Origin of the sequence: Nitrosomonas halophila (assembly GCF_900107165.1) — a bacterium.
Lineage (GTDB): Bacteria > Pseudomonadota > Gammaproteobacteria > Burkholderiales > Nitrosomonadaceae > Nitrosomonas > Nitrosomonas halophila.
The window spans coordinates 20,798-45,609 of record NZ_FNOY01000018.1 but is presented as its reverse complement, the minus strand read 5'-3'; the positions used below and the strand labels follow the sequence as shown (position 1 = coordinate 45,609).

Sequence of the window (24,812 nt, the reverse complement as noted above, 5' to 3'; positions counted from 1 at the left end):
CGCCATTTTTGCTATGGCCTGACTTCGACGCTGCCATCCGCGCGCGCGATCCCGCTGATGATCCGGCCGGCTGAATTGCGTACTTGTACCATTTCTCCGCTCGCGGCCGAGGTCAGCGCATCGCCTTCGGTGCTGACCGTGAATCCCGGCCCGGTTACGGTCAGTTGGACTTTCTGTCCACGCGTAATGACATGCGGGGCGCGCAGATGCCGCTGGCGCAGGGGCTGACCGGCAGCGATCGAACTGGTTGCCATTTTCCCTACCGCTTGCTCGGCATCATTGAGTATATCTTGCGGCAAGCGCACCAGATCGGTTTCATGCATGCTTATGTCGTCGCTATGCACAAGCTTGCCCTTGCGTATCGGCCGGGCTGCATGCGCGATGGGGGCAATAACCTCGATCTCGACCGGAACATAAAGCGTCCAGCTGGACGCATCCAAACAACGTATCCCGACCGAAAATCTTCCCCAGACTCGTCCGCCGACTGGTAGGAAGGCTTCTAGCTGTTGGCAAGATTGGTGGGTGCGCCGCGAATCAAGCCTGCTGGACTTGATGCTCACCCTGCCGGGTAGATCACGCCCCTGCTCATGGACAAAAGCTTCCACCGCCTCGAGAATCGCACTGACTGGCGAATGATCGCTGGCATTCGCCAGCACGGGCATCAATAAACAGAAAAGACCCCATAGCAGGGGGGAAGTTTTAATCATATTGGGTTGAGCATCCAGGTTGTTGCCCCGGGCGCAGGGTAATTTTTGCCGGTAGCGGCAATTTTTGCCGCCTGCCCTGCATGGTAGTGCCGTGGCCGGTAAGTTAAAGCCGGAACTGAAACAGGTTACCGGGTTTGTTCCGGCAATTGAGCATATATTATCGTCAATAAATTCTGGCATGGTTCATGCTTGAGATAAGAGTGACGATCTCGTAGGAGTCATTCATGATCAACAAGCTAGACAATACCCTGAATTTTCATCACAAGGCCCTCAATGTGCGGGCAGCCAGGCAGGAACTGCTGGCCGGCAATATCGCCAATGCCGATACGCCCGGTTTCAAGGCGCGGGATGTCAAATTTGCGCAAGCCTTGCAGCATGTGCTTTCGTCGAATCCTGCGCAGCAAGGCTTGACGACCACATCCCCACGGCATATCAATCCCGTCGGCTACCGATCGATCGGTACTGCCCAGGCGCAGTATCGCGTGCCGCAGCAGCCCAGTATCGATGGCAATACCGTCGATATGGATACCGAGCGGATGCAGTTCGCCGACAATTCCATCCAGTACGACGCCGGGCTGACTTTTATCAATAATCAGATCCGGGTCTTGTTATCCGCCATCAGAGAAGGAAACGTTTAATCATGTCGCTATTCAGTGTCTTCGATATTTCGGGCTCGGCCATGGCCGCCCAGTCGCAACGGCTCAACGTGGTGGCCAGCAATCTGGCCAACGCGGACAGCGTGACCAATTCATCAGGGGAACCCTATCGCGCCCGGCAGGTAGTATTCAGCACCCTTAATACTTCGGCCAAACTGGCCAAGGGCGTCAAGGTCGCCGGCGTGGTCCATGATCCGTCACCGATGAAGGTGGCCTATAACCCCAAGCATCCCATGGCGGATGACAATGGCTATGTCACCACCCCCAACGTCAATGTGGTGGATGAAATGGTCAACATGATGTCGGCTTCGCGTTCCTACCAGAACAGCGTCGACATGATGAATACGACCAAGACATTGTTGCAGAAATCACTTTCAATCGGTCAATAAGGGAGTCAGGCATGGCCCAGGTAGATCAAGCAAATTCCAGTATTTCCCAGCTGCTGGCCTCGCATGGCGGCAGCATCCAGAGCGCGCGCAAAAGCGAGGAAGATCCCCAGGAGCGGTTTCTCAAGCTGCTGGTCACGCAAATGCAGAACCAGGATCCACTCAGTCCGATGGACAATGCCGAGGTGACCAGCCAGCTGGCCCAGATCAGTACCGTCAACGGCATCGAGAAGCTGAATGGCACGCTGGAACAACTGGTGGCCAATTCCGATGCCAAGCGTTCGCTTGAGGCGGCGACCATGATCGGCCGTAGTGTGCTGGTGCCGGGCACCTCGATGGCGCTGGAGAACCACGCCGGGGTGGGTGGATTTGAACTGAGTGAGCCGGTCGACAAACTGGTCGTCACTATCAAGGACAGTGCCGGTATCGCGGTGCGCGACATCGATCTCGGGCCGCAGGCCGCGGGCGTCAGCACCTTCGTCTGGAACGGCGTCGCCAACAGCGGTGCCGAGGCTGCCCCGGGGCGTTACAGCTTCGCCGTGAAAGCGCTGCGTGGCGACCAGGAAGTGGCCGCCTCGGCCTTGGCATTCGGTACGGTCGAGAACGCCTCGCTCGGTGCCAATGGCGTGGCTCTGGGGGTCGGTGAGCTCGGCTATGCCGGCATGACAGACATCAAAAAAATATTCTGAGACAGGAGATAAACGATGGGATTTCAACATGGATTGAGTGGATTGAAAGCCGCCTCGACTAAACTGGAGGTGGTCGGCAACAATATCGCCAATGTCAATGTGGTCGGCTTCAAGCAGTCGCAGGCGCAGTTCAGCGACGTGTTCGCCAACTCGCTCGGCGGCGCTTCTGGCAGCAATCATGTCGGCATCGGCACCCGGGTGTCGACAATCGCCCAGGAATTTTCACAGGGCAATATCACCATGTCCAACAATCCCCTGGACATTGCGATAGCGGGCAAGGGTTTTTTTCGCATGAACGACAACGGTGCCATCAGCTACACGCGCAACGGTCAGTTTCAGCTCGACAAGGATGGTTTTCTGGTGAATGCGGACAACATCAATGTCACCGGCTATCCCGCCAATGCGAACGGCCAAATCATCACCACTGCCCCGGCCAATCTGCAGCTTTCCACCGCCGAATTAACGCCCCAGGCAACCCAGAACTTTGGGCTCGGTATCAACCTCGATTCACGCACGGATGTCCCGGCACCTTTGCCAGCATTTGATGCCACCAATCCGGCGACCTATGCCAACTCAACCTCGGGCGCGATTTACGACAGCCTGGGTAACTCTCATACATTGACGCTTTATTTTCAGAAAACCGCTCCAGCTCAGTGGGGTGTATTTGCTACTGTTAATGGTGCTGTGGATGGTGCCGGTCAGCCAGTCGGTGTGACATTAGATAATGGTGCTGGCCCCCTTGCATTGACATTTGATTCCAATGGCGCATTGACTGCGCCAGCTGGTCCTATTGATGCCGAGATTGATCTTGGAGCGGTGGCTGCAAATCTTGGTATTGCAGACTGGGGCGCAACCTCGCCGCTTGAATTTTCGTTTGACCTGGCTAGTTCCACCCAGTTTGGCAGCCAGTTCGGTGTCAACAGGATGAGCCAGGACGGTTTCACCTCGGGACGGCTGGCCGGTTTCAGTGTCGGGGACGACGGAGTGATACAGGGCAACTACACCAATGGTGTCAACCGGGCGCTGGGCCAGATCGTGCTGGCCAACTTCGCCAACCCCAATGGCTTGCGTCCACTCGGGCGCAACCAGTGGGTGGAGACCGGTGAATCGGGTCTGCCGCTGGTAGGCGTGCCGCTCAGCGGTACATTGGGCGCGCTCCAGTCGGCGGCCATCGAGGAATCGAATGTCGATCTGACCAACGAGCTGGTCAGTCTCATCACCGCCCAACGTGTCTATCAGGCCAATGCCAAGACCATCCAGACACAGGACACGGTGCTGCAGACCCTGGTCAATATCTGATGAGCGCAGACTGCTGGCTTTCAAGCAATTGATGATGAGGGAACGCATATGGACCGATTGATCTATACCGCCATGACCGGCGCCTTGCATACCATGACCCAGCAGGCCACGGTGGCGCACAATCTGGCGAATGCCTCGACGACCGGCTACCGCTCGCAAACCGATGCCTTTCGCGCGGTGCCGGTATTCGGTGATGGTCTGCCGACCCGGGCATTCGTGCTGGACGCGACCACCGGTGCAGATTTCGCGCCGGGCATCGTGAATGAAACGGGACGGGCGCTCGATGTCGCGATCGAGGGCGAGGGCTGGATCGCGGTTCAGCTCGAGGACGGCAAGGAAGCCTATACGCGCCACGGCAACCTGCAACTGGATGCCAATGGCGTGCTCATGACCCGTCAGGGATTCGAGGTCAAGGGCGATACCGGCGCCATCGCCATTCCTCCCGAGAGCCGGGTCACGATCGCCAAGGATGGCACCGTCTCGGTATTGCCGAGCGATCCGAAAATCACGGCCGTGTCGATCATCGGTCGCATCAAGCTGGTCAATCCGCCGGCAGCACAGCTGATCAAGGGCGATGACGGCTTGTTCCGTCTGCGTGGCGGCGGTGAAGTACCGGCCGACCCGGATGTGGTGTTGGTTGATCGCGCGCTCGAAGGCAGCAATGTCAATGTCATTAGCGAGATGGTCAAGATGATTTCACTCGCGCGGCAGTACGATATGCAAATCAAAATCCTCGAAAGCGCCCAGCAAAACGCTCAGCAGGCGAGTGAAATCATGGTGCTGCGGGGTTGAGGGCAGCAGTGACGGATGCACGCTTGTCGAAAATAATTTTTCAATCTTGAACAAAGGATAGCAACATGGTTCGAGCCTTATGGATATCAAAAACCGGTCTGGATGCCCAGCAGACCAAAATGGACGTGATCGCCAACAATCTGGCCAACGTCAGCACCAATGGTTTCAAACGGATGCGGCCGGTTTTCGAGGACTTGCTCTATCAGACGCTGCGCCAGCCCGGTGCGCAGTCATCCGAAATCACCCGCCTGCCCTCCGGATTGCAGATGGGAACCGGGGTGCGGCCGGTGGCGACCGAGAACATCACCTTGCAGGGCAACCTGCAGCAAACCGGCAATCCGCGCGATGTCGCGATCCAGGGAGAAGGCTTTTTTCAGATTCTGCTGCCGGACGGCACTTTGGCTTATACCCGCGACGGAGCCTTCCAGTCGGATCAGGATGGCCAGCTCGTGACCGCCAGTGGCTTCATCGTGCAGCCGGGTATCATCATTCCGCCCGATGCCACTAACATCACCATTGCGCGTGATGGTGTGGTCTCGGTCCAGATGCCGGGAGTGGCCGCCCCAGTGCCGGTTGGCAACTTACAATTGATCCGTTTTATCAACCCGGCCGGTCTCCAGCGTTTCGGCGAGAACCTATATCTCGAAACGGCCACCAGCGGCGTGCCCAACCCGGAAATTCCGGGCGTCAATGGCATGGGGCTGCTCAACCAGGGGTTTGTGGAAACCTCCAACGTCAATGTGGTGGAAGAGCTGGTCGAGATGATCCAGACCCAGCGCGCCTACGAAATCAACTCGAGATCGATCCAGACTTCCGATCAGATGCTGCAAAGACTGGCGCAGCTGTGAGAACGCGGGTTTCGCTGACTATTTACCCTTGTGCAACTTCGCAATTCAGGATGCAGTTATGGGCACTGTTAACCGCATGAATTTTATCGAGCGCAATCATGGATGCTGGGCAGTGTGGCTGGGAGTACTGGCTGTGATCGGCATGTTCTCGGGTTGCACCAGCACCCCCAAGCCCAAGGTACAGCAACCGATGTCGGTGCGCCCACCCACCCTGCCACCTTTGACCGCCAACGAAACCAACGGCGGGATCTTCCAGGCGGCCTTCAATCAGCAGGCCGGCACACGCTATATTCCCTTATTCGAGGACCGGCGTTCGCGCTGGATTGGCGATACCATCATCGTGACGCTCAACGAGCGCACCAACGCGAGTAAACGGAGCGGCAGCAATGTCCGGCGCGCGGGCGATACCGAATTCTCGATTCCCTCCTTCATGGGGCTGCCACTGAAAAGCATTTTTCAGGATATTTCGCTGGAGGCCAACTCCGCCAATAATTTCGATGGCAGGGGGGAGAGTTCCAGCAACAACAATTTCACTGGCACGATCACCGTGACCGTCATTGATATCCTGCCCAATGGCAATTTGCTGGTCAGCGGCGAGAAGCAGATTGGCATCAACCAGGGACATGAATTCATCCGGCTGTCCGGGGTGATCAATCCGATCAACATCATGCACAACACCGTCTCGTCGGTTCAGGTGGCAGACGCACGCTTGGAGTATCGCGGAACCGGTTATCTGGATGAAGCGCAAACCATGGGCTGGCTGTCGCGCTTCTTCATGACGATTTCACCCTTCTGAAGCTACTAACTGGGCATATCGGGAAACGTATCATTATGAGATTACATCATTCCATATTGCGAGTCGCTTTGCTGATTGGCCTGCTCATCCCTGGGTCGGTTGCGGCCGAGCGCATCAAGGATCTGGCCAGTATTCAGGGTGTACGCAACAATCAATTGATCGGCTACGGCCTGGTGGTCGGCCTGGATGGCACCGGCGATATGACCCAGCAAACCCCCTTCACGGTCCAGAGCATACTCAGCATGCTGGGGCAGTTGGGTCTGAATTTGCCGCCTGGTATCAATATGCAGTTGCGCAATGTGGCAGCGGTGATGGTCACCGCCACCCTGCCGGCATTTGCCAAACCGGGACAGCAGATCGACGTCACGGTGTCCTCGATGGGCAACGCCAAAAGTCTGCGTGGCGGTACCTTGCTGATGACGCCGCTCAAAGGGATCGATAACCAGGTATACGCCATCGCTCAGGGCAGCCTGGTGATCGGTGGGGCGGGCGCGGGGGCGGCCGGCAGCAGTATCCAGATCAATCATTTGGGTGCTGGCCGTATCAGCGCGGGTGCGATTGTCGAACGGGCCGTTCCGACTACGCTCGGGCAAGGGGAATATATTCATCTCGAGCTGCGTGATGCGGATTTCACGACAGCCCGGCGTATTGTGGAAACCATCAATTACCGCTTTTCGGTGGGCACGGCGCAGGCCATCGATGGGCGTTTGGTGCAGATCCGGGCGCCCTTGGACAATGATCAGCGTGTCGCTTTTCTGTCGCAAATCGAAAGCCTGGATATCACACCCTCTCAGGGTGCGGCCAAAGTCATCATCAACGCGCGGACGGGTTCGGTCGTGATGAATCAGGCGGTCACGCTTGAGACCAGTGCGGTCGCGCATGGCAATCTATCGGTCATCATTACAACCCAGCCGATCATCAGCCAGCCCGGGCCGTTTGCAGAGCGTGGCGAGACGGTGGTCGCGGCGCAGTCGCAAGTCGAAATTCGGTCGGATGAAGGCAACCTGATGCTGCTGCCAGGTTCAGCCAAGCTGGCCGATGTCGTGAATGCGCTGAATTCGATCGGTGCCACGCCCCAGGATCTGCTGGCGATCCTGCAGGCACTCAAGGCGGCTGGTTCGCTGCGCGCTGAGCTGGAAATCATTTAATCGGCAAGCCCTATGAATGCATACGATCTTTCCGGTCAACTGGCGATCGATAGCCAGCATATCGACAAACTGCGCAATCAGGCCCGGCACGATCCGCAGGCCGGTCTGCGGCAGGCCGCGCGCCAGTTCGAGGCGCTGTTTGTCAACATGATGCTCAAAAGCATGCGCGACGCATCGCCTCAGCAGGGGCTTTTCGATAACGAGCAGTCGCGTTTCTATACCCAAATGCTTGATCAGCAATTGGCCCAGAATCTTGCCGGACAGGGTATCGGCCTGGCGGATCTGATCGTGCAGCAGCTCGATCAGGTGATGGACGCGGCAGATCAGCCGGATACCGCCATAGGCGGCGCGGCGTCATTGCTGGCATCGCTCACTGGCGGCAGGCAGGATGATCCGGTGCCGCTGGTCACGCTCGCACAGGACCATTTCAAGGATTTGCCGAGCCAGTTGTGGCGCAATCCCGCGCAATCGATTGCCCGGCCGACCTTTTCCGCCGTATCGCCCGCATCTTTGGCAGAGCCATTTGTTTCCAACCCTTCGAATCAAGCCCCTGATGACCACCCGGCTGTCAGCCAGCCCCATGCCTTCGTCAGTGAGATGCTGCCGCATGCACGCCGGGTGGCGCGTGAAACCGGCATTCCCGAACGCTTCATGATCGCCCAGGCAGCGCTTGAGACCGGCTGGGGCAAGCACCAGATCCAGCATGCCGATGGCCGCCCGAGCTTCAATCTGTTTGGCGTCAAGGCAGGCAAGAACTGGCAGGGCAGCGTTGTCGAGACCGTTACGACCGAGTATATCGATGGCCGTCCGCAAAAGATCAAGGAAGCCTTCCGTGCCTATACTTCCTACGAAGAAGCTTTTCGTGACTATGCGCATTTACTGCAAACCCAACCACGCTATGCGGGCGTGCTGAAAAGCCGCAGCGCAACCGCCTTTGCCTGGGGATTGCAGCAGGCCGGCTACGCGACCGATCCTAATTATGCTGATAAGTTAATTAAAATAATTCAAAATGATGCATTAGGCATATAAATAATGCTTTGTGGGATAAATTGGGATGATCGAATGGGTGCTGCAAGGATGCATTTGCTCACCGGGTCATAGTTAGCGACACAACCGATTGCTTTAATTTTGTCCGGCTTTTGCCGTAAGCAATAGCGTAAGCGCCATCTAATCTAGGAGTGAAACAATGAGCAGTATTCAGAATATCGGCATCTCCGGCTTGCGTAGTGCACAATCCGGATTGCTGACCGCCAGCCATAACATCAGTAATGCCAATACCCCTGGTTACAACCGCCAGCAGATTGTGCAAAGCACCAATAATCCTTTACCTAGAGGCAGCGGTTTCGTCGGGCAGGGCGTGCAGGTGACAACCGTTCAGCGTATTTACAGCCAGTTTCTGACCAGCCAGGCATTGCAGGTGCAGACGCAAAGCAGTCAATTGAGCAGCTATTACAACGAAATCAAGCAAATCGATAATTTGCTGGCCGACACATCGTCTGGCCTGTCCCCGGCCATGCAGAATTTCTTCAGCGCGGCCCAGGACGTGGCAACCAATCCGACTTCAATCCCTTCGCGCCAAGCGTTGCTGAGCCATGCGCAAATCCTGGTCGGCCGCCTGCAGGAAATGGACCAGCATTTCTCGGAGATGCGCGATGGTGTGAACAAGCAGCTGACCAGCAACGTGGAGGAAATCAACGTGCTCGCCACGCAGATTGCCAAATTGAATATCAATATCCAGACTGCCGAAGGCGTGGCGGGCGGCCAGCCGGCCAATGACCTGCGCGATCAGCGCGATCTCCTGCTGCGTGAACTCAGCCAGTTCATCAAGGTGGATGTCGTCCGGCAGGACAACGGGCATTACAATGTCTTCGTAGGCAGCGGCCAGGCGCTGGTGGTGGGTGACCGGACCATGACTCTCAAAACCGTGGTTGCGCCGGACGATGCACAGCGTCTGACTGTCGCCCTCGATATGGGCAACAAGACTATATTGCTGCCCGAGCATCAGTTGCAAGGCGGCAGCCTCGGCGGCCTGTTCGCCTTCCGTGAAGAAACGCTCGACAGCACCCAGAATACCCTGGGCCTGATCGCCCTGGGATTGGCGCAGACCTTCAATGATCAGCATCGGCTGGGGCAGGATTTGCATGGTTTGCTGGGCGGCGATTTCTTTCATATTCCTGAACCCGGCGTGCAAGCAGCCAGCGGCAATGACTCGGCTTCCAGCGTGACGGTTGCTGTCAGCGATGTTGGCGCCTTGACCGCCAGCGATTATCGCTTCGAATACGATGGCACCAACTATACCCTGACCCGCCTGTCGGATAATTTCTCGGTCAGTACGCCAGTCGCTCCGGATGCCACACCTCTGACACTGGACGGCCTGAGCATCACTGATGCAACCATCCAGTCGGGCGAACATTTTCTCATCCAGCCGACCCGCCAGGCCGCCCAGGGGATCGGTATCGCTATCCAGGATCCGGCCCGGATTGCTGCCGCAGCGCCAATCCGGACCGAGGCAGATATCGCCAACACTGGTACAGCCACTATCAGTGCTGGCCGGGTCAACTCGCCGCTTGATACCAATTTGCAGAAAACCGTCACCATCACCTTTCAATCATCCAATCTATTCAAGGTGACCGGAGACGGCTTGCCGACCGACGACCAGACTTACAAATCCGGCGAAGACATCAGCTTCAACGGCTGGAGCATACAAATCGACGGCAAGCCGGCGGCCGGGGATACTTTTGTTATCCGTGCCAATACCAATGGTGTCGCGGATAACCGCAATGCGTTGCTGATGGCTGGGTTGCAGACACAAAACAGCCTGCTGAACGAAACCGCTTCGTTTCAATCCACTTATGCCAGCCTGGTCAGCCAGGTCGGCAGCAAGACGCGCGAACTGGAAGTGATGAACCGGGCGCAGACCAACATGCTCGCCCAGGTCGATCAGTCGATACAGTCGCTGTCGGGCGTCAATCTGGAAGAGGAAGCCGCCAACCTGTTGCGCTACCAACAGGCATTCCAGGCAGCCAGCAAGGTCATCGAAATCAGCAACTCGCTGTTTGATACATTGCTCAGAATTTGATCCATCATTAGTGATACGAGGAATCCATCATGCGCGTGAGCACGAACACACTTTACGACCAAGGTGTCAAATCCATGTTGCAGCAACAGCATGCGCTGTTCAAAACTCAACAGCAAATTTCGACCGGCAAACGCATCCTGACGCCGGCAGATGACCCGATCGGCTCCGCCCGCGCACATGAATTGTCGCAGGCGATCTCGATCAATACCCAGTATGCCGGCAATCGTGGCCAGGCAGCGGACAGCCTCAAGTTGCTGGACCATACGCTGGCAGGGGTTACCGATCTGATTCAGCATGTGCAGTCCCTGGCCGTTACTGCAGGCAATGCAGCGCTGTCCGACAGCGACCGGGCCAGCATCGCGACCGAACTGCGCGGCCGTTTCGAGGAATTGCTGGGACTGGCCAATAGCGCCGACAGCGAAGCCAATTTTCTGTTTGCTGGTTTCCAGAGCAAAAACCAGCCGTTTGTGCAAACAGCAGCAGGCGTGCAGTATGTGGGCGATCAGGGCCAGCGCCTGGTGCAGGTGAGCAGCTCGCGCCAGATGGCCGTCGGCGAAACCGGGCAGGCGGTGTTCGAACGTATCCGTAACGGTAATGGCGTATTCGTTACTGCCGCTGATGCAGGCAACAGCGGCAGTGGCGTGATCAGCCCGGGCGCAGTTACTTCGCCGGCTGGCTTGACGGGGGATGAATACCGGATTGATTTCAGTGATATCGGGGGAGTAACAAGTTACACGATTACCAATGAAACAACTGGCGCACCTGTTGGCGCACCTGTTTTCATTGACATTCCTTTCACCAGCGGCGATGTCATTGCTTTCGACGGCCTGCAATTCGAGATCCGGGGCATGCCAGCCGCTGGTGATAAGTTTCATGTCAAACCAAGCGGCCACGAAAGCTTGTTCCAAACCATGCAAAATTTTATCAACGTCCTGGAAATACCGGCCAGTGGCCCCGGAAACGCGCGGCTGAGCAATGTATTGCAAAATACCATGCAAAACCTGGGGCATGCGCTCGATAATGTCCTGAGTGCGCGCGCCGCCGCTGGCACTCGTCTGCAGGAGATCGACGCCCTTCAACAGACCGGTTCGGCTGTCACGCTCCAGTACCAGCAGTCGCTCTCGCAATTGGAGGATCTCGATTATGCCCAGGCCATCTCCGACCTGATGCGCCGGCAGACTCAACTGGAAGCTGCCCAGCAATCCTTTGCCCGCATCGCCAATCTGTCGTTGTTTAACGTGATCTAATTCTAATGCCAGGGTGTGTCTCGGATAGCCTCCTAGGCTTACATGGCATCGCGGTGCGCAAGCGCACCCGGTAATGATTGGCAGGGCAGGTTACCAAGGGTGCATTCATGCACCATGCCGCAGCATCCAGGATGGGTTTCCTGCACGATTCCATTTGAGTACAATGGATCCGCACATGCCACTTTGCCGCTGGCGGTTTCTGAGGCGCCCTGCCTGTCCAGCAACCGGGATCGACGCATATGTTCAAAATATCAACCCTCTGTCTTTTGCTTGTCATCGCCACCCAGGCTGCCATGGTGTTTGCGGAAGTCATTTGTCCGGTCAAATTGAGATTCGAGAAAGCGAGTCACTCGCTGGCCAGCACCTTGCTGAATGACCGGAGTGTGCCAGCAATCATTGCCTCGAGCTGGCGCGAGGCCAATGAAAAATTTGCATCGGAACCGCCCGAGGCCAGCATTGCCCGGTACGATCTGAATGGCGATGGCTGGAAAGAGCTTTTGCTTTATCTGTCCGGCCGGGGCATGTGCGGACGGGGCGGTTGTCATCTGATTATTTTTGCGTTCAATCCGAGCAAGCATAAACTCGAGTATCAAACCGTGCACAGCAGCTCCGACGATATCCTGCTACTGAACCATCAGTCTGATGGCTATCGTCATCTCGCCATCAGGCTGATGGACGGTATCAGCCTGATCAGGGCCGAGCATTACACCCTATACCGATGGCAGGGGGGTGATTTAACGCAGACCGGCGAGATGCTGCGGTTGCCATCACCGGAGGACCATTGTGACTAGAACCTACCAAAATTATTTTGACGCGCTCGGCTTCAGGGAATCATCCAGTAGATATGCCATCGAGAATCCGTTCGGTTTCATCGGCAAGTATCAGTTCGGGGAAGCAGCGCTGCATGACCTGGGCTACTATGCCATGGATAACAGCGATCCCGATCTGTTCCTAAATGACTGGGTCGGCAACTGGTCGGGTAAGAACGGTATCCACAGCAAGCAGGATTATCTCAACAACGGGCCGGTACAGGAGCTCATCGTTCGGGAATGGCATGAGGTTTTATGGAGAAGGATAGAGCTCAATGACCTTGCCAAGTATGACGGCCAGATTCTCAACGGTGTGCCGATCACGATTTCCGGCATGCTGGCGGCCTCGCACCTGCTGGGCACCGGTGGGCTGCGGTCATTCCTGCAATCAGGTGCGGTCACCAGCCCGGGAGACGGGTTCGGCACCACTGCCTATGATTACATGACCCATTTCGAGGGCTATGAAACCCCTTTCTCTGTCAATCGTGGTCAATTCGTCGTGATCGAGGGCGGGCCGGGGCGAGACGTCCTGAGCAGCTACGGCGGAAACGCCGTTCTGAACGGCAAGGGCGGCATTGACACCGCTCTGTACAGCGATCCTGTTGCGGATTACGACATCGACAGCCGTTTTGATGGCGCCTGGACCGTCACGCACAAACAGAGCGGCCCTATCAGCACGGATATACTGATCGATATCGAACGCATCCAGTTTTCCGATTTGTCATTGGCGCTGGATCTGGATGGTTATGCCGGCATCACAGCCAGGATAGCCGGTGCGGTATTCGGTCAGGAGGCCGTATCGGACCAGGCGCTGGTCGGCATCGGGCTGGGCCTGCTGGATAACGGCATGCACTATGAGGCGCTGATGCAACTGGCGATCAATGCCGCACTTGGCGCGGAGGCGGCCAGTCATACGGCCGTGGTCGACTTGCTCTACCAGAATGTGGTCGGCGTGGCGCCTGCCGCGACGGAGCAGGCGCACTATGTGGGCTTGCTGGAAGCCGGTGAGCATAGCGTCGCATCACTCGGCGTCATGGCTGCGGCCACGGCACTCAACGAGACCAACATCGATCTGGTGGGATTGTCGCAGACGGGGTTGGCGTATGTCTGATGCTATGGCGTGATACGCTTTCGGTTTCAGCAAGGAGAGCTATAGGCAGTTGCCGCTAAAAACCTGAATGATGCCATGGCAGCCATTGGTGAGCCAGGCCGGTTCCAGTTGACCGGTTTGCGCCTGGGCCTCAACGGAAAGACCCACCAGCACTTCCGATTTGAGGGTGCGCAGAGCGATGGCGGGGCGGCCGAAGCGCTCAGCGAACGGCTGTCTGGGTGTGGTGTGCGGCCAGTGGCGATCCCCAGCAAAATAACGATAATTCAAATCTCCCTTGAAGATCACCAGATCGGCATCGCCGAATGTGGCGGCAGTGCGTGCGCGGTCCTCGCAAAAACAGATCGGCAGGCCCAACGCGGGACTGGCGTGAATGGTCAGCTGACCGGACTGGATGGCAGCGATCAATTCTTCTCCCAGTTGCTGTATTGATGCAACCGGGTTGCCCGCCAAAGTTGCCAGCAAGTGTTCGAGATCGGGCAGCGTGAGATCCGAAACGAACATCGGATAGGGGCGAACATGTGCTGCCACCCGCAAACCCTTCCTGCAGAGCGCACGGATCAGCAGCAAATCCGCCAGCGCATCCAGACCGGCATTGTCGAGTACGAAGTCGATTCGCCGGGGCGCGGCATGCAACAGGTCAGCGACAGCCTGGCTGTCATCCACAAGTAGCGAGATTTGATTCTGGTCAGCGGCGGTCAGTTGGCTGAGATCAGCCGAGTTACTCGTTACCGCCCAGCGTATGATGGCTGTGAGGCTGCGCGCGGGATCGCTGTAACCGGGTGTTCCGGCGAGCAATTCAATTGCCTGTTGCGTAGCCCTGAACTTGACCGCTGCAAAGGGATCGGCAGCTATTGCCGGTGTATAGCCAAAAGCGAGCAGTATGCGCGCATAGAAATAGAGTTCGACATCCAGGAAAGGCACTTCATGCCACCGCAGCCCGCAATGGGGCGCGATAAACTGGCCCAGTTCTCCGAACATGGCTGCAGGTAATGGCGTGATACATCCCTGCGGAATTTCTGCCGCCAGCTGGTGCAGTGCCTGGCGGGTGGACGCATCGGCATGCGCCTGCAGGCCATCCAATATGGCTGGCATGCGTTGTGCCAGCGTGAAGGCGGCAAATGAACCGGGCTCCTCGGGGCTGAGCTTGGCTGGCATCGGATGTATGATGTCAGTCGGCATCGGCGATATCGGCCGGATCGCTGCCGGCCGCAGTGAGGCTGGCGTAGGCGAATCCATCGCGCTGCACGATCTCACCAGCTGTGATGGCGAATGCCTCGGCGAAACATGGCGCGGCGGATACGAAAGTGTGAAACTCACCGTTTTCCCCGCAGGGGTCGATATGGGCAGGCAAGGCATCGAGCAGAGCATGATCGAAACGGCGGCCAGCCAGGTGTGTGGGCAGCCTGCTCAGATCGACGCTGCTCAGATGGGCCTGCAGGCCGCTGTCGATCATTTCCCGGGCCAGCCTGCTGGTGGGGCTGCCCCAGAGCGGGAACAACGGCTGAAGCCCAGTTCCTTGCAGCATGCGTTCACGGTAGGCGCGCACATCTTCGAGCAGCAAATCGCCAAACGCGAGATGCGTGACCTGATAATCGTCGATCAATTGGGCGCAGGCGGCTGCCATGGCCTGATCATAAACCTGGTTGGAGCGGGGCCAGGGCAGTGAAACGCGGTGCAGCGGCAGACCGGCAGCCTTTGCCTGCCGTGCCAGCAACTGCGCCGGGACGCCATGCGAGGTGACGTGATTGCCTGCAATGTCCAGGGTGGTTAACAGCACTACGACTTCATACTGTGGAGCCTGCTGCAGCCGATGCAATGTCCAGGCTGAATCCTTGCCGCTGCTCCAGGCCAGCGCCACGCGTTCAGGCATAGCGCCACGAGTCCTGATGGCGGCTGATCCATTCGTAGCTGCCGAACATCAGCAACGTATAGAAGGCATCCCCAATCAATGAGTTGCCAAAGAATGGCAGCGCATTGACATAGCACTCAGCCATGCCTGCCAGTGTGAGGGGATAGAGCACCAGCCAGGCACCAAAATTCGACAATAAAAAGAAGAGCGAGGCGGAAGCGAGCACAGCCGCACCCAGCCGGAAGGGTGTGCGGCGATGGGCAAGCAAGGCACGGCCGATCCATGCGCTACCGGCAAATCCCAGATAGACCATGAGCAGTATCGGCAGGGAATAAAAGCCGATCAGGCTATCGCCGAGCAGCAATGCGCCGACCGGTAGCAGCCACATGATGCGTGCGGGCAGCATGGCGCCAGCAAACAGCCCGAGTGCGCCCACCGGTGTGATGTTCATGGGATGCGGCAGCAGGCGCACCATTGCAACCAGCAAGATTAACAGGACGATAGTCGTCAATTGCGATCTTGGCATGAATGGCCTCCGTTATGGAATGAAAATGGATAACCGATTGTAGCAGAGCCTCCCGCTTGTTCGACGAGCTTGGAGGCTGTTTGGAAAATTCCGCTTCAGGCCTATTTTTTCAACATCATATCCATGGCGGCGATGAGATCGGCCCAAAATGGAAATTTCCAAACAGTTTCTCAGACAAAACGCAGCAAGCTGTCCGGATAGCGCCATTTCAAGGCGCGATAGCCGCAGCAAACCGGGTAGAGCAATACCAGCGCGATTGCAGCGGCGAGATATGCCTGGCCGAGATCGGCCCGTTCCATGAACAGCGTCAGCATGCCCAATACCGCAAAATGGGCCAGATAAAAGAAAAGCGCGGTCTGGCCAAAAACCAGGATGGGGCCATAGCGGCGCACGCCTACCCGTGGTTTCAGCCACAGCATGATCACCAATAACAATGCCATCAGCCCCAGCTCCAGCGAGATATAGGCAATGCTGGGCGGGTATTTGCTGACATGCAGCCACTGAATGATTGAGTCGTCTTCGCGATACAGCAGCATGTTGCCATAGCCATTGAAGCCGCGCACCAGCAAGTAACCACCGATGGCAATCAGGCCGCCGGCCAGCAGCACGCCCGCGACCGCCCGGCCGCTGGCCTCGGCAGTCGTCAGCCACGCTCCGAACACCCATCCGAGCAGCATGATGGCGAACCAGGGAAGGGCCGGATAGAGCACAGTGAAGCTGTCGCTGAACCAGGGCGCAAAAGTCAGCGCAAGCCACAGAGGCACATCGCCATGTGGCTGCCAGAACATTACGGTGAAGGCTTCTCCTCCGATCAGCAGAACCAGCGCGGCGATCAGCAAACTTCGGCTGCTGAGGCGGGAGAGGGGCACCAGCAGCATCATGCCGATACCGATGGCATACAGCACTTGCAGATACAGTTTCCCGGCCATCAGTGAAAAGACGGTGACATCGAGCAGGGCGATGAATGCGCCGCGGATCAGGAAATCACGATCGATCGCATGGCTGTCCATGCCTCTTGCCCGCCGTTGCGCGAAACTCAACGCCATGGCCGTGCCGGTCAGGAAAATGAAGGTCGGCGCACTCAAGTGAGTGATCCAGCGTGTAAAGAATTGCTCGGCTATCAAGCTTGATCCGACTGCATGGGTCACGATGCTGTCGTTGGCGACGCGTCCTGCATTGAAAAAAATCGATGCGTGATCGAGCGCCATCAATATCATGACAATGCCACGCATCCAGTCGATTGCTGCAATCCGATTCATAGGGCTAATCCGTTCATGTCTGTGAGGTTTGCCGTTGTCTCGGGCAAAACCGCTAAGGAGTCGTGAAGGAATAAGTGTAACAATTGGGCGCGTCTGGTGGGATACAATGCAAGGCGAGAGGAGAAGTCATAGCAAGGCTATGGCGACGACGAGTAACGCGCCGCAGTGTGCCCGCCAGACGTGATCCAAGTGTTACAGTTATTTATGAACGACTCCTAAGGTTGCATTGTACCGTCTGTTCCACCATGCCCGCCCGCAGTCAATACAGGGAAACAACCGATCCATCGAGCAAAATCCCGCTGGGTTGCGGGTGGCGCTGTTCCCAGCCCAGCACTTTTTTGTAAGCAAATTTTGGTCGGCGCAACCAGCGCTGAGAAACTGCCTGCTTGCATCCATTCAGTCCGGCTGTGCCTGGCGACACCCGCAGATGCCGGAAAACCTGCTGATAAAAAGCATCGCGTTTCCAGTAGGCGTGATGGATGGCATCCGCACCCATCCATTCCGGATGTTGCGCCTGCAACATGAACGGCTGATGTGCCGCCAGCGTCAGCAGGCCGCGATGAACTGCCCGCGCGCGTGCGCGCACCTCATCCAGGGAGAGCCGGCAAAAGGGATAAAACAGGTTGCGAAAGAGCTTGTAGCGCCATGCCGGCAGCGATTCAATGGATGCGAGCGGCAAGTCTGTCACAATGATCTGGGCGGACTGTTGCTGCAAATGCTCGATACACCAGCCCACCCAGTCCAGAATTTGTGCGGGGGCCGCGCCATACAGAATATCATTGCCAATATCCGTCAGGAAAGCGTAAGTGGGTAGTGTCTTGCAGCTATCCAGCTGTGTCCATAGCTCGCTGGCGATGATACCCGGTAGTTCACGCCCGAGAAATTGACTGTCTTGCCCATAGGAGCGTCCGTGACCGGCTGCCACCAGTATTTCACTGGGCCCACCGCAGTGGTGTTGCAGGCACTGGATGATCTGGCGCAATGACACCGTCAGGTTGCTGGCACCCAGCAGCACAAGCCGGTTGACTGTTGCGGGGGGTGGGTAAAAAGTCCTGGGCATGAGTCGGTCCGGGAAATCATCTTGGTAAACATTTCTGCATCGTTTGTGATGCCGGGAAGTTGTGGTCTGGTCGCAGATTTGTCCTGCCGGGCATCTGCCACTTATAATGCCTGAGAAGATCGGAGGAAGGGTAACGATCTGTGTCAGCTAACCCGAATGTTGCGCGAGTCTAGAAAAATATCCGAATTTTCGTGACCCAATGATAAAAAATGCCATCTGGATTGGATTTGTCTTCGAATTTGCCTTGGTGTTTCGAATTTCACAGCAGATTTTGGGATCAAGCCGCAATAAATTGCGATTTTTGTGTGTTTGGGGCGTAGCTGATCCCCGCAGCCCCATTTTCTGCGGTAGAAATCAGCTTGAAATATCGAAACGTGCTATCCGGGTGTCAGTTTGGCCGCAGCATGAAAGAAGAGTTTCTGGTATGGGCAGCTGCTTGTGAGCAGCAAACGAATTCGGCGGGTATTGCGCAAAATCACAGCACCGATTTTGATTTAATTTCAGGCGCAGTGTATTCACGTAAGCCTGCGCGAGTTCTGTGTCTTTGAGCGCAACACGGCGTATTGTTTCCAGCAGGATGTAAGCCAGGGAAGACATGAGCAACCGGAATTGATTGGCCCACCAGTCATGGCAACTGGTACGATCGGCAAACAAGGCCAGTTGTTGTTCTTTGATACGATTTTCTATGTCGCCACGTGCGCAGTAGCACTTGTCATAGAGAAATTGCGGCTCGCCAGTCAGGTTGGTCACAATGTAGCGTGGATTGCTGCCTTTGCTGGTGTATTCGATTTTGGCAATCACCTTTCTTGATCGACGCCAGCTTTTCGCGGCATAACTCAGCGCGTAAAATTGGCGCACTTTTTCGCCTGATTGCTCAAAGTTTGATTGTGCTGCCTGTTGCCACTGCGCAGGCATTGAGCCGCTTGTTCTGAGCGATACCAACGATGTAGCCGATAGCGTGATGCTCACACCATCTCAGCATTTTATGGCGGCAAAAGCCGCTGTCGCCACGAAAAATAATCTGGACCTTCGGCCAGGCCTTCCGCAACCGCTTCACCAACAATGAAAGTATCGCCCAGGCATGCCGGGCGGCATCCTGTTTACTCGACCGCAGGTAACTGACCAGCAATTGATCACCGCAGAAAACGTATAGCGGCAGCAAACAATAGTGATCATAGTAGCCGTGAAAGAAGCGGCCTTCCTGTTTGCCATGTATCACATCATCGGTCGCATCGAAATCCAGAATCAATTCACTGGGTGTATCGTCGAACGAGGCAATGAATTGTTCGACCATCACTTCGTGAATACGCCATGCGTATCGCACAATCATGACCTGATGCCAGGCCATAAATCCGCTGTTGTAACAGGCTCAATCCATCGTGCTTGCAGCTGGCCTGTCTGCGGGTGTCTTCCAACACGCTCGCGACTGCCTTGCTTAACCCAATCTGCCGATCCACCTGTCGCAGTAACATTACCCCTCCATCCGAGGTGATGACTCCACCTGCAAAATTTACTTCTGGAAAATTGAATGATCTCTGGGTGCAATTTGTCACTGGCAATTCCTCTCTTTTATTCAGCCTAAATAACTGAATTATAAAAGATTTAGCAGGAACTGCCTCCTTCATTCATGCATGCAATATTCGGGTTAGATACCCTCAGCTACCCGATTCCTTTTGTTATTTCAATGCGTAGCATAGCCGATAGAAAGTGTCAGAAATTTTTACACTTCACGGCCATCATCACTCGAGTCGTTTGATAATTGTCAGCGCTGACAGAAACTTTCTGTCTCTGGCACGAAAATTGCTTTACTTTATATGCTGAAGTTTCACCGGTTTACGACTACCAAGCTTCTCTGTGGTTATAGTGCGTTGGGCAATTATGATAGGGCTTGCTCGTTTCACGCGAACCCCTATAAAACTACTTCTGGGCGCACACGTCCGTTTAATAAAAATATTTATTATCAATTAGATACTTTATGTAATTAGCGTTGCCACAAAGTCAGAATCGTGAAACTCCAGTTTATATATTGACAACGAAACGAAAGAAAGGAGCAGTAACATGAATACTTTGAAAAATCTGATAATCCCGCGATTCCGCGATCTGCAGCCGGAAATAAATTCCTCCTGCGGGGTGGTGGTCTGCCGGGAGATTTTACAGATTGCGTCCAAACCCGGGTTACCGACGAGGCCAATGCTGCAAAAACTACTGGGCTACGCGGTTGCGCTGATCTTAATTGCTGGATTGACTGCACCGCCGGCGGCAGCGACACCTATAAACGTCGATCTGGAACTGGTACTGGCTGTCGACGTGTCCGGCAGTGTCAATCAGGCGCGCTTTGAGCTTCAGCGTGACGGCTGGGCCAACGCGTTTCGTACTACCGACGTCCAGAATGCGATCAGCGGCGGGCCGCTGGGCCAGATTGCAGCCACGCTCATCTACTGGTCTTCGGCAAACAGGCAAGTCCACTCGGTGGACTGGACGTTGGTCGGTGATGGCACGGGCAGTACCATCAGCGCGAGCGCGTTCGGCGACCTGATCGCCGTGGCACCCCGACCGTTCGGTGGCAGCACTGCGGTGGGCAGCGCGATTGCCTACAGCGTCAACTCAATCGCCAATAACGACTTCCTCAGCACACGTAAGGTTATCGACATTTCAGGTGACGGCTCCCGCAACGCCGGCATAGCAATGCCGGCGGCGGTACAGCTGGCCATCGACGCGGGCATCACGGTCAACGGACTGGCGATTGAGGAGGTGACGAATTTCAGCCTGACCGACTGGTACGCCAATAATGCGATCACGCCCGACGGCTTTGTGCTGACGGCCGAGACCTTCGCGGATATCGAGGCGGCGGCGATCCAGAAGCTGGTGACCGAGATCCGGCCGGATCCGGTGCCGCCGACCGATGTACCGGAGCCCGCGACCGGGCTGCTGGTGATGCTCGGCGGATTACTCGGGGCACTGAGTCTGCGGCGGCGTGGCGCTCCAATGGCTAGCTAACCCCTTTGATTGCAAGGTAAAAAAGCGTAAAAAGGGGACGCTACCCTTTGGGAGGTAAAAAGGGGACGCTACCCTTTGAGGAAGCAAAAGAGGAAGCAAAAGAGGACGCTTCCCTTTTGCTCTTGCCAAATGGATTCAAGCGGATACATCACTACGGTCTGATAGGCTCAGCACACAAGGCAGCCAACTTGGCCGCCGCACGGACTGCATTGGCGGCACCCGCTCCACACCAGGCAACAGTAGAATCCGTGGAAGCATTCATGCCACGGGTGACTCAGCGTGAGTGGTTGAGTTGCCGCACACTGAGGGCAAAAAAGGGGACGCTACCCTTTTTTCGTCTGGATGATCCGGCGCAATGACACCGTCAGGTTGCTGGCACCCAGCAGCACAAGCCGGTTAGTTGTTTTTGGAGCAGTTGTATGCATAGTCTTTATGCTGCCGCTCAAGGGCGCAAGCGTGGCCTCCTGTAATGAGTTGTTGGCCTTGAGTTCACGGGTGATTGTACCGATTGTCGATATAAACCTGCTGACGCTTTCAATGTGATTCGCACTTTTGCTGCGCAACTTGCCGCAGCCAGTCACTGGGTGCTTGTATGCTTCCGGCACATATCTAACTGTTCTTGATATCTTTGGCATGCCGTAGCGATTATGATTGTATGTCAGTTTTGATTCCGGCAATCACACAACAGTCCTCAGGAAAACGCAATGCATCTCCTTTACAAAGCATGGGTGGCAGCCATGGTGGCCGCAATGCCGCCGCCGCTATCGGCCGCAACCGCTGCCTGTGACGAAAACTGCCGTGATGCCCCGCCCCCGCCTGCCCCGGCCGAGCATCGTGCCGCGTCGAGCTTCAACGTTCAGCTTGGGCCGCGTCCTTATTATCTGGTTGAAAGCATGGCCGAAGGGGATTTGAAAACCGCGTTGCAAAAATGCGCCGAAGGGCCTTTTCATCAGACCGGGTTCTCGATCGGCCATCGTGGCGCACCGCTCCAGTTCCCGGAACATACCCGGCAGTCCTATGCTGCGGCCGCGCGCATGGGTGCGGGCATACTCGAATGTGATGTGACGTTCACCAAGGATAAGGCACTGGTCTGCCGCCACGCGCAGTGCGATCTGCATACGACAACCAACATCCTCGCAACCGGCCTGGCCAGTAAATGCTCGATGCCGCCCGATTATGACGCCGACAAACCTTTTGCGAATGTGCGCTGCTGTACCAGCGATATCACCGTCACCGAGTTCAAATCGCTCCGGGCCAAAATGGATGCCGGCAATCCGGATGCCAGCACGCTCGAAGAATATCTGGGCTCGACCCCGAGCTGGCGCACCGATCTATACGCGACGGATGCGGCATTGATGACGCATGCGGAGAGTATCGAGCTGTTCAGGGCATTGGGCGTCAAGATGGCGCCGGAGCTGAAGGCCCCCAGTGTGCCGATGCCATTCGACGGTTTTACGCAACAGGCCTACGCGCAGAAAATCATCGATGAATACAAGGCGGCGGGCATCTGTGCCGAGGACGTTTACCTGCAATCGTTTTCCCTGGAGGATATTCGTTACTGGATCAGCAACGCGCCACAGTTTGGCAAGCAGGCGGTATTTCTGGAAGCGATGCAGGATAAAGCCGATCTGGATGCCGCAACTACCAGACTGCCTTCGCTGGCGGCCGAAGGCATCAAGATCGTCGCGCCCCCATTATGGGGGCTGGTGACATTGAACGCTTCTAGTGAGATCGTGCCCTCGGCCTATGCCAGGATCGCAAAAGCCAATGGACTGGGCATCATCACCTGGACATTGGAACGTTCCGGCCCGCTGAAAACTGGTGGTGGCTGGTACTATCAGACGGTTGCTGACGCAATCGACAGCGACGGCGACATGTACGTGCTGCTCGATGTGCTGGCCAGGCAAATTGGTATTCGCGGCATTTTCTCCGACTGGCCCGCGACGGCCACTTACTATGCCAATTGCATGAATCTGGAGTGAATGAGCTGGCAGCAGAATGGGTCGGGTTTTTCGTGGGCATAGACAGCAAACCCATCTTCATGTTGCAAATCCTGCCTGGCAACTGAGTCGGCACTTGCGGCCATCTATCAGGTGCTCAATATTGATCCGTTACCAGGAGGGGTGCAATGATAGGGTAGTGACTATTGCAAACTTGAGGATAACGGCGGATAGACGCTATTCGCTATGCATATTAAACCGCAGAACATGTTGCATGGGACGCATCGAATGGGAAAGTATTCAAAACTCAGGGAGAAAATCCTGGCGGGTGGTGCCGATTCGAACATCGAGTTGGCGATCTTTGCAAGTTGCTTACCGGCTTCGAATTTGAGGAGCGGGTAAAGGGTGATCATCACATTTTCAGTCGGAATGATGTTGCTGAGATCATCAATTTACAGCCCAAGGGCAGCAGGAAAGCCAAGCCCTGCCAAGTCAGACAGGTCAGGGGTATTCTTGTGAAATATCATTTGGGAGAGAGTAATGTCGATTAAATATGAACTTGTCATCTACTGGAGCGAAGAAGATCAGAGCTTTGTAGTCGAGGTTCCGGAACTGCCTGGGTGTATGGCTGATGGCGAAACCTATGAGCAGGCTGTCGCTAATGTGCAAAAGGTAATTGAGGAATGGATTGAAACCGCGAAGGAACTGAATCGGCCGGTTCCAGAACCCCGCGGTCGGCTGATGTATGCATAATGCTCAAATATGTTCCGGCCACAAAAAACGTGGCCTCCACCCGGCTCGCCAAAGCTCGCTGTTTAGCGGGGCGTTAATTTTCAGTCCAGTCTTCAAGTGTGAGATCTGGAACACGAGAAAACTCCTTGGTGTTGTTTGTTACAAGCACAGCATCCAGACTTCTGGCATGCGCTGCAATTAATAAGTCATTGTTGCCTATAATTTTGCCTTCTCTTTTAAGAAATGCACGAATTAGACCATACTGCCGAGCTGCTTCTTCGTCCCATGGATCAATTAAAAGCCGCTGAGTGAATCGATCAAGTTGTGCGTATCGCTCTTCCTTTAATCTTGGGTCGCCATTTTCAATGCCAAAGCACAATTCTCCATAAGTCACAGAAGATATGCATAGACTCCTTATCGCTTTGAATTTTTTCCTTAGTTTTTCTGAGCGATTTTTCAGGACGTATATGCAAGTATTGGTGTCTAGCATATACATCAGAAATATTCCCTTTCTTGTGGTTTGGTATCTTCCCTGTCCGTTAAGAAATTATCGTCAAAGGCAGTTGGCTGGTCAAAGAAATCGTCCCATGTAGGCTTTTTTGGTGAAATTACAAGTCCATCACCTTGCTTTCGCACAAACACTTCATCACAATCAAATCTATAATCCTTGGGTAAGCGTACAGCTTGGCTGCGGCCATTCATAAATATTTTGGCAATATGGTCAGACATAACGTGGCCTTTTTGGTGGTATATATCATAAAGTATATATCTTTTAGTGGCTGTTCGCAACCTCATATAACATTATGTAAAATAAAGGATAATTAATAAGTGGCACCAGCATGGCGCCGTCCCTTCGGGCCGGAGCTGGACAGCCTCCTAGGA

27 protein-coding genes and 1 pseudogene are annotated in these 24,812 nt (G+C 55.7%); 17 read left to right on the top strand and 11 right to left on the bottom strand.

The window, feature by feature from the left end; translation table 11 throughout:
- Positions 1 to 11: 11 nt before the first annotated feature.
- Positions 12 to 707 (bottom strand): flagellar basal body P-ring formation chaperone FlgA, encoded by a 696-nt coding sequence (gene flgA, locus BLV85_RS06285; protein WP_090413394.1) that lies wholly within the window; start codon positions 705 to 707, stop codon positions 12 to 14.
- A gap of 224 nt (positions 708 to 931) precedes the next feature.
- On the opposite strand from flgA, the gene flgB reads away from it, so the two are divergent.
- The 11 genes from flgB (at position 932) to flgL (ending at position 11,647) form a co-directional block, all read left to right on the top strand.
- Positions 932 to 1,345, top strand: a complete 414-nt coding sequence (gene flgB, locus BLV85_RS06280) for a flagellar basal body rod protein FlgB (protein ID WP_090413379.1) — start codon at positions 932 to 934, stop codon at positions 1,343 to 1,345.
- 2 nt (positions 1,346 to 1,347) lie between these two features.
- On the top strand, positions 1,348 to 1,752 hold the full coding sequence (gene flgC / locus BLV85_RS06275) for a flagellar basal body rod protein FlgC (RefSeq protein WP_090413377.1): 405 nt from the start codon (positions 1,348 to 1,350) through the stop codon (positions 1,750 to 1,752).
- Positions 1,753 to 1,763: 11 nt separating this feature from the next.
- On the top strand, positions 1,764 to 2,438 hold the full coding sequence (locus BLV85_RS06270; RefSeq protein ID WP_090413376.1) for a flagellar hook assembly protein FlgD: 675 nt from the start codon (positions 1,764 to 1,766) through the stop codon (positions 2,436 to 2,438).
- Positions 2,439 to 2,453: 15 nt separating this feature from the next.
- Positions 2,454 to 3,737 carry a flagellar hook protein FlgE gene (flgE, locus tag BLV85_RS06265; protein WP_090413374.1) on the top strand — a complete coding sequence of 428 codons (1,284 nt, stop codon included), beginning with the start codon at positions 2,454 to 2,456 and terminating at the stop codon, positions 3,735 to 3,737.
- Positions 3,738 to 3,785: 48 nt separating this feature from the next.
- Positions 3,786 to 4,529: a flagellar basal-body rod protein FlgF gene (flgF, locus tag BLV85_RS06260; RefSeq protein WP_090413372.1), complete on the top strand. Its 744-nt coding sequence runs from the start codon at positions 3,786 to 3,788 to the stop codon at positions 4,527 to 4,529.
- Positions 4,530 to 4,594: 65 nt separating this feature from the next.
- Complete coding sequence (gene flgG, locus BLV85_RS06255) at positions 4,595 to 5,377, top strand: flagellar basal-body rod protein FlgG (protein ID WP_090413371.1); 783 nt, start codon at positions 4,595 to 4,597, stop codon at positions 5,375 to 5,377.
- 58 nt (positions 5,378 to 5,435) lie between these two features.
- On the top strand, positions 5,436 to 6,173 hold the full coding sequence (locus BLV85_RS06250) for a flagellar basal body L-ring protein FlgH (RefSeq protein ID WP_425433786.1): 738 nt from the start codon (positions 5,436 to 5,438) through the stop codon (positions 6,171 to 6,173).
- Positions 6,174 to 6,208: 35 nt separating this feature from the next.
- A complete protein-coding gene (locus tag BLV85_RS06245) occupies positions 6,209 to 7,321 on the top strand; it encodes a flagellar basal body P-ring protein FlgI (RefSeq protein WP_090413369.1) in 1,113 nt (370 codons plus the stop codon).
- Between the two features lie 12 nt (positions 7,322 to 7,333).
- Positions 7,334 to 8,350 (top strand): flagellar assembly peptidoglycan hydrolase FlgJ, encoded by a 1,017-nt coding sequence (flgJ, locus tag BLV85_RS06240; protein WP_090413367.1) that lies wholly within the window; start codon positions 7,334 to 7,336, stop codon positions 8,348 to 8,350.
- A 157-nt stretch (positions 8,351 to 8,507) separates the two neighbouring features.
- Positions 8,508 to 10,400, top strand: a complete 1,893-nt coding sequence (flgK, locus tag BLV85_RS06235) for a flagellar hook-associated protein FlgK (RefSeq protein WP_090413365.1) — start codon at positions 8,508 to 8,510, stop codon at positions 10,398 to 10,400.
- A 29-nt stretch (positions 10,401 to 10,429) separates the two neighbouring features.
- Positions 10,430 to 11,647, top strand: coding sequence for a flagellar hook-associated protein FlgL (gene flgL, locus BLV85_RS06230; RefSeq protein ID WP_090413363.1), 1,218 nt, complete (start codon positions 10,430 to 10,432; stop codon positions 11,645 to 11,647).
- 38 nt (positions 11,648 to 11,685) lie between these two features.
- Here flgL and BLV85_RS06225 read toward each other — a convergent pair whose 3' ends face one another.
- Positions 11,686 to 11,886, bottom strand: coding sequence for a hypothetical protein (locus BLV85_RS06225; protein WP_090413361.1), 201 nt, complete (start codon positions 11,884 to 11,886; stop codon positions 11,686 to 11,688).
- On the opposite strand from BLV85_RS06225, the gene BLV85_RS06220 reads away from it, so the two are divergent.
- Both BLV85_RS06220 and BLV85_RS06215 read left to right on the top strand, forming a co-directional pair.
- Positions 11,887 to 12,438 (top strand): hypothetical protein, encoded by a 552-nt coding sequence (locus tag BLV85_RS06220; RefSeq protein WP_090413359.1) that lies wholly within the window; start codon positions 11,887 to 11,889, stop codon positions 12,436 to 12,438. It begins immediately after the preceding gene.
- On the top strand, positions 12,431 to 13,567 hold the full coding sequence (locus BLV85_RS06215; RefSeq protein WP_090413356.1) for a hypothetical protein: 1,137 nt from the start codon (positions 12,431 to 12,433) through the stop codon (positions 13,565 to 13,567). Before BLV85_RS06220 ends, BLV85_RS06215 begins: the two co-directional genes overlap by 8 nt.
- A gap of 39 nt (positions 13,568 to 13,606) precedes the next feature.
- On the opposite strand, the gene BLV85_RS06210 is transcribed toward BLV85_RS06215, so the two are convergent.
- The 7 genes and pseudogenes from BLV85_RS06210 to BLV85_RS16015 all read right to left on the bottom strand — a co-directional run bounded on the left by BLV85_RS06210 (position 13,607) and on the right by BLV85_RS16015 (position 19,733).
- A complete protein-coding gene (locus BLV85_RS06210; protein ID WP_090413355.1) occupies positions 13,607 to 14,746 on the bottom strand; it encodes a damage-control phosphatase ARMT1 family protein in 1,140 nt (379 codons plus the stop codon).
- Entirely contained in the window at positions 14,736 to 15,437 is a 702-nt protein-coding gene (locus tag BLV85_RS06205) for a Dph6-related ATP pyrophosphatase (RefSeq protein WP_090413353.1), read from the bottom strand. The genes BLV85_RS06210 and BLV85_RS06205 overlap by 11 nt, the downstream gene beginning before the upstream one ends.
- Positions 15,430 to 15,942 carry a DUF6580 family putative transport protein gene (locus BLV85_RS06200; RefSeq protein WP_090413351.1) on the bottom strand — a complete coding sequence of 171 codons (513 nt, stop codon included), beginning with the start codon at positions 15,940 to 15,942 and terminating at the stop codon, positions 15,430 to 15,432. The genes BLV85_RS06205 and BLV85_RS06200 overlap by 8 nt, the downstream gene beginning before the upstream one ends.
- A 170-nt stretch (positions 15,943 to 16,112) precedes the next feature.
- Positions 16,113 to 17,201 (bottom strand): acetyltransferase domain-containing protein, encoded by a 1,089-nt coding sequence (locus tag BLV85_RS06195; protein WP_090413349.1) that lies wholly within the window; start codon positions 17,199 to 17,201, stop codon positions 16,113 to 16,115.
- Between the two features lie 259 nt (positions 17,202 to 17,460).
- On the bottom strand, positions 17,461 to 18,261 hold the full coding sequence (locus tag BLV85_RS06190; protein ID WP_090413346.1) for a hypothetical protein: 801 nt from the start codon (positions 18,259 to 18,261) through the stop codon (positions 17,461 to 17,463).
- Positions 18,262 to 18,615: 354 nt separating this feature from the next.
- Positions 18,616 to 19,555 (bottom strand): annotated as a pseudogene (locus tag BLV85_RS06185) (IS1380 family transposase).
- Positions 19,512 to 19,733 carry a transposase gene (locus tag BLV85_RS16015; protein ID WP_281245724.1) on the bottom strand — a complete coding sequence of 74 codons (222 nt, stop codon included), beginning with the start codon at positions 19,731 to 19,733 and terminating at the stop codon, positions 19,512 to 19,514. Before BLV85_RS16015 ends, BLV85_RS06185 begins: the two are co-directional and overlap by 44 nt.
- A 586-nt stretch (positions 19,734 to 20,319) precedes the next feature.
- Between BLV85_RS16015 and BLV85_RS06180 the strand changes: the two genes are divergently transcribed.
- The 4 genes from BLV85_RS06180 to BLV85_RS06160 all read left to right on the top strand — a co-directional run bounded on the left by BLV85_RS06180 (position 20,320) and on the right by BLV85_RS06160 (position 23,951).
- A complete protein-coding gene (locus tag BLV85_RS06180; RefSeq protein ID WP_090413392.1) occupies positions 20,320 to 21,258 on the top strand; it encodes a DUF1194 domain-containing protein in 939 nt (312 codons plus the stop codon).
- Positions 21,259 to 21,305: 47 nt separating this feature from the next.
- Positions 21,306 to 21,617 (top strand): hypothetical protein, encoded by a 312-nt coding sequence (locus BLV85_RS15145; RefSeq protein WP_176973953.1) that lies wholly within the window; start codon positions 21,306 to 21,308, stop codon positions 21,615 to 21,617.
- A 345-nt stretch (positions 21,618 to 21,962) separates the two neighbouring features.
- Entirely contained in the window at positions 21,963 to 23,240 is a 1,278-nt protein-coding gene (locus BLV85_RS06170; RefSeq protein WP_245725109.1) for a glycerophosphodiester phosphodiesterase family protein, read from the top strand.
- Positions 23,241 to 23,738: 498 nt separating this feature from the next.
- Positions 23,739 to 23,951 carry a type II toxin-antitoxin system HicB family antitoxin gene (locus tag BLV85_RS06160; RefSeq protein WP_090413339.1) on the top strand — a complete coding sequence of 71 codons (213 nt, stop codon included), beginning with the start codon at positions 23,739 to 23,741 and terminating at the stop codon, positions 23,949 to 23,951.
- 73 nt (positions 23,952 to 24,024) lie between these two features.
- On the opposite strand, the gene vapC is transcribed toward BLV85_RS06160, so the two are convergent.
- Entirely contained in the window at positions 24,025 to 24,426 is a 402-nt protein-coding gene (gene vapC / locus BLV85_RS06155) for a type II toxin-antitoxin system tRNA(fMet)-specific endonuclease VapC (RefSeq protein WP_090413337.1), read from the bottom strand.
- On the bottom strand, positions 24,426 to 24,659 hold the full coding sequence (locus tag BLV85_RS06150) for an antitoxin (protein WP_090413335.1): 234 nt from the start codon (positions 24,657 to 24,659) through the stop codon (positions 24,426 to 24,428). Before BLV85_RS06150 ends, vapC begins: the two co-directional genes overlap by 1 nt.
- Positions 24,660 to 24,812: the final 153 nt, after the last annotated feature.

Coding starts and splice junctions, on each gene's coding strand:
- flgA (WP_090413394.1), bottom strand. CDS start 707: ATGATTAAAACTTCCCCCCTGCTATGGGGTCTTTTCTGTTTATTGATG.
- flgB (WP_090413379.1), top strand. CDS start 932: ATGATCAACAAGCTAGACAATACCCTGAATTTTCATCACAAGGCCCTC.
- flgC (WP_090413377.1), top strand. CDS start 1,348: ATGTCGCTATTCAGTGTCTTCGATATTTCGGGCTCGGCCATGGCCGCC.
- BLV85_RS06270 (WP_090413376.1), top strand. CDS start 1,764: ATGGCCCAGGTAGATCAAGCAAATTCCAGTATTTCCCAGCTGCTGGCC.
- flgE (WP_090413374.1), top strand. CDS start 2,454: ATGGGATTTCAACATGGATTGAGTGGATTGAAAGCCGCCTCGACTAAA.
- flgF (WP_090413372.1), top strand. CDS start 3,786: ATGGACCGATTGATCTATACCGCCATGACCGGCGCCTTGCATACCATG.
- flgG (WP_090413371.1), top strand. CDS start 4,595: ATGGTTCGAGCCTTATGGATATCAAAAACCGGTCTGGATGCCCAGCAG.
- BLV85_RS06250 (WP_425433786.1), top strand. CDS start 5,436: ATGGGCACTGTTAACCGCATGAATTTTATCGAGCGCAATCATGGATGC.
- BLV85_RS06245 (WP_090413369.1), top strand. CDS start 6,209: ATGAGATTACATCATTCCATATTGCGAGTCGCTTTGCTGATTGGCCTG.
- flgJ (WP_090413367.1), top strand. CDS start 7,334: ATGAATGCATACGATCTTTCCGGTCAACTGGCGATCGATAGCCAGCAT.
- flgK (WP_090413365.1), top strand. CDS start 8,508: ATGAGCAGTATTCAGAATATCGGCATCTCCGGCTTGCGTAGTGCACAA.
- flgL (WP_090413363.1), top strand. CDS start 10,430: ATGCGCGTGAGCACGAACACACTTTACGACCAAGGTGTCAAATCCATG.
- BLV85_RS06225 (WP_090413361.1), bottom strand. CDS start 11,886: ATGCGTCGATCCCGGTTGCTGGACAGGCAGGGCGCCTCAGAAACCGCC.
- BLV85_RS06220 (WP_090413359.1), top strand. CDS start 11,887: ATGTTCAAAATATCAACCCTCTGTCTTTTGCTTGTCATCGCCACCCAG.
- BLV85_RS06210 (WP_090413355.1), bottom strand. CDS start 14,746: ATGCCGACTGACATCATACATCCGATGCCAGCCAAGCTCAGCCCCGAG.
- BLV85_RS06205 (WP_090413353.1), bottom strand. CDS start 15,437: ATGCCTGAACGCGTGGCGCTGGCCTGGAGCAGCGGCAAGGATTCAGCC.
- BLV85_RS06200 (WP_090413351.1), bottom strand. CDS start 15,942: ATGCCAAGATCGCAATTGACGACTATCGTCCTGTTAATCTTGCTGGTT.
- BLV85_RS06195 (WP_090413349.1), bottom strand. CDS start 17,201: ATGAATCGGATTGCAGCAATCGACTGGATGCGTGGCATTGTCATGATA.
- BLV85_RS06190 (WP_090413346.1), bottom strand. CDS start 18,261: ATGCCCAGGACTTTTTACCCACCCCCCGCAACAGTCAACCGGCTTGTG.
- BLV85_RS16015 (WP_281245724.1), bottom strand. CDS start 19,733: ATGTTACTGCGACAGGTGGATCGGCAGATTGGGTTAAGCAAGGCAGTC.
- BLV85_RS06180 (WP_090413392.1), top strand. CDS start 20,320: ATGAATACTTTGAAAAATCTGATAATCCCGCGATTCCGCGATCTGCAG.
- BLV85_RS06170 (WP_245725109.1), top strand. CDS start 21,963: ATGCATCTCCTTTACAAAGCATGGGTGGCAGCCATGGTGGCCGCAATG.
- BLV85_RS06160 (WP_090413339.1), top strand. CDS start 23,739: ATGTCGATTAAATATGAACTTGTCATCTACTGGAGCGAAGAAGATCAG.
- vapC (WP_090413337.1), bottom strand. CDS start 24,426: ATGTATATGCTAGACACCAATACTTGCATATACGTCCTGAAAAATCGC.
- BLV85_RS06150 (WP_090413335.1), bottom strand. CDS start 24,659: ATGTCTGACCATATTGCCAAAATATTTATGAATGGCCGCAGCCAAGCT.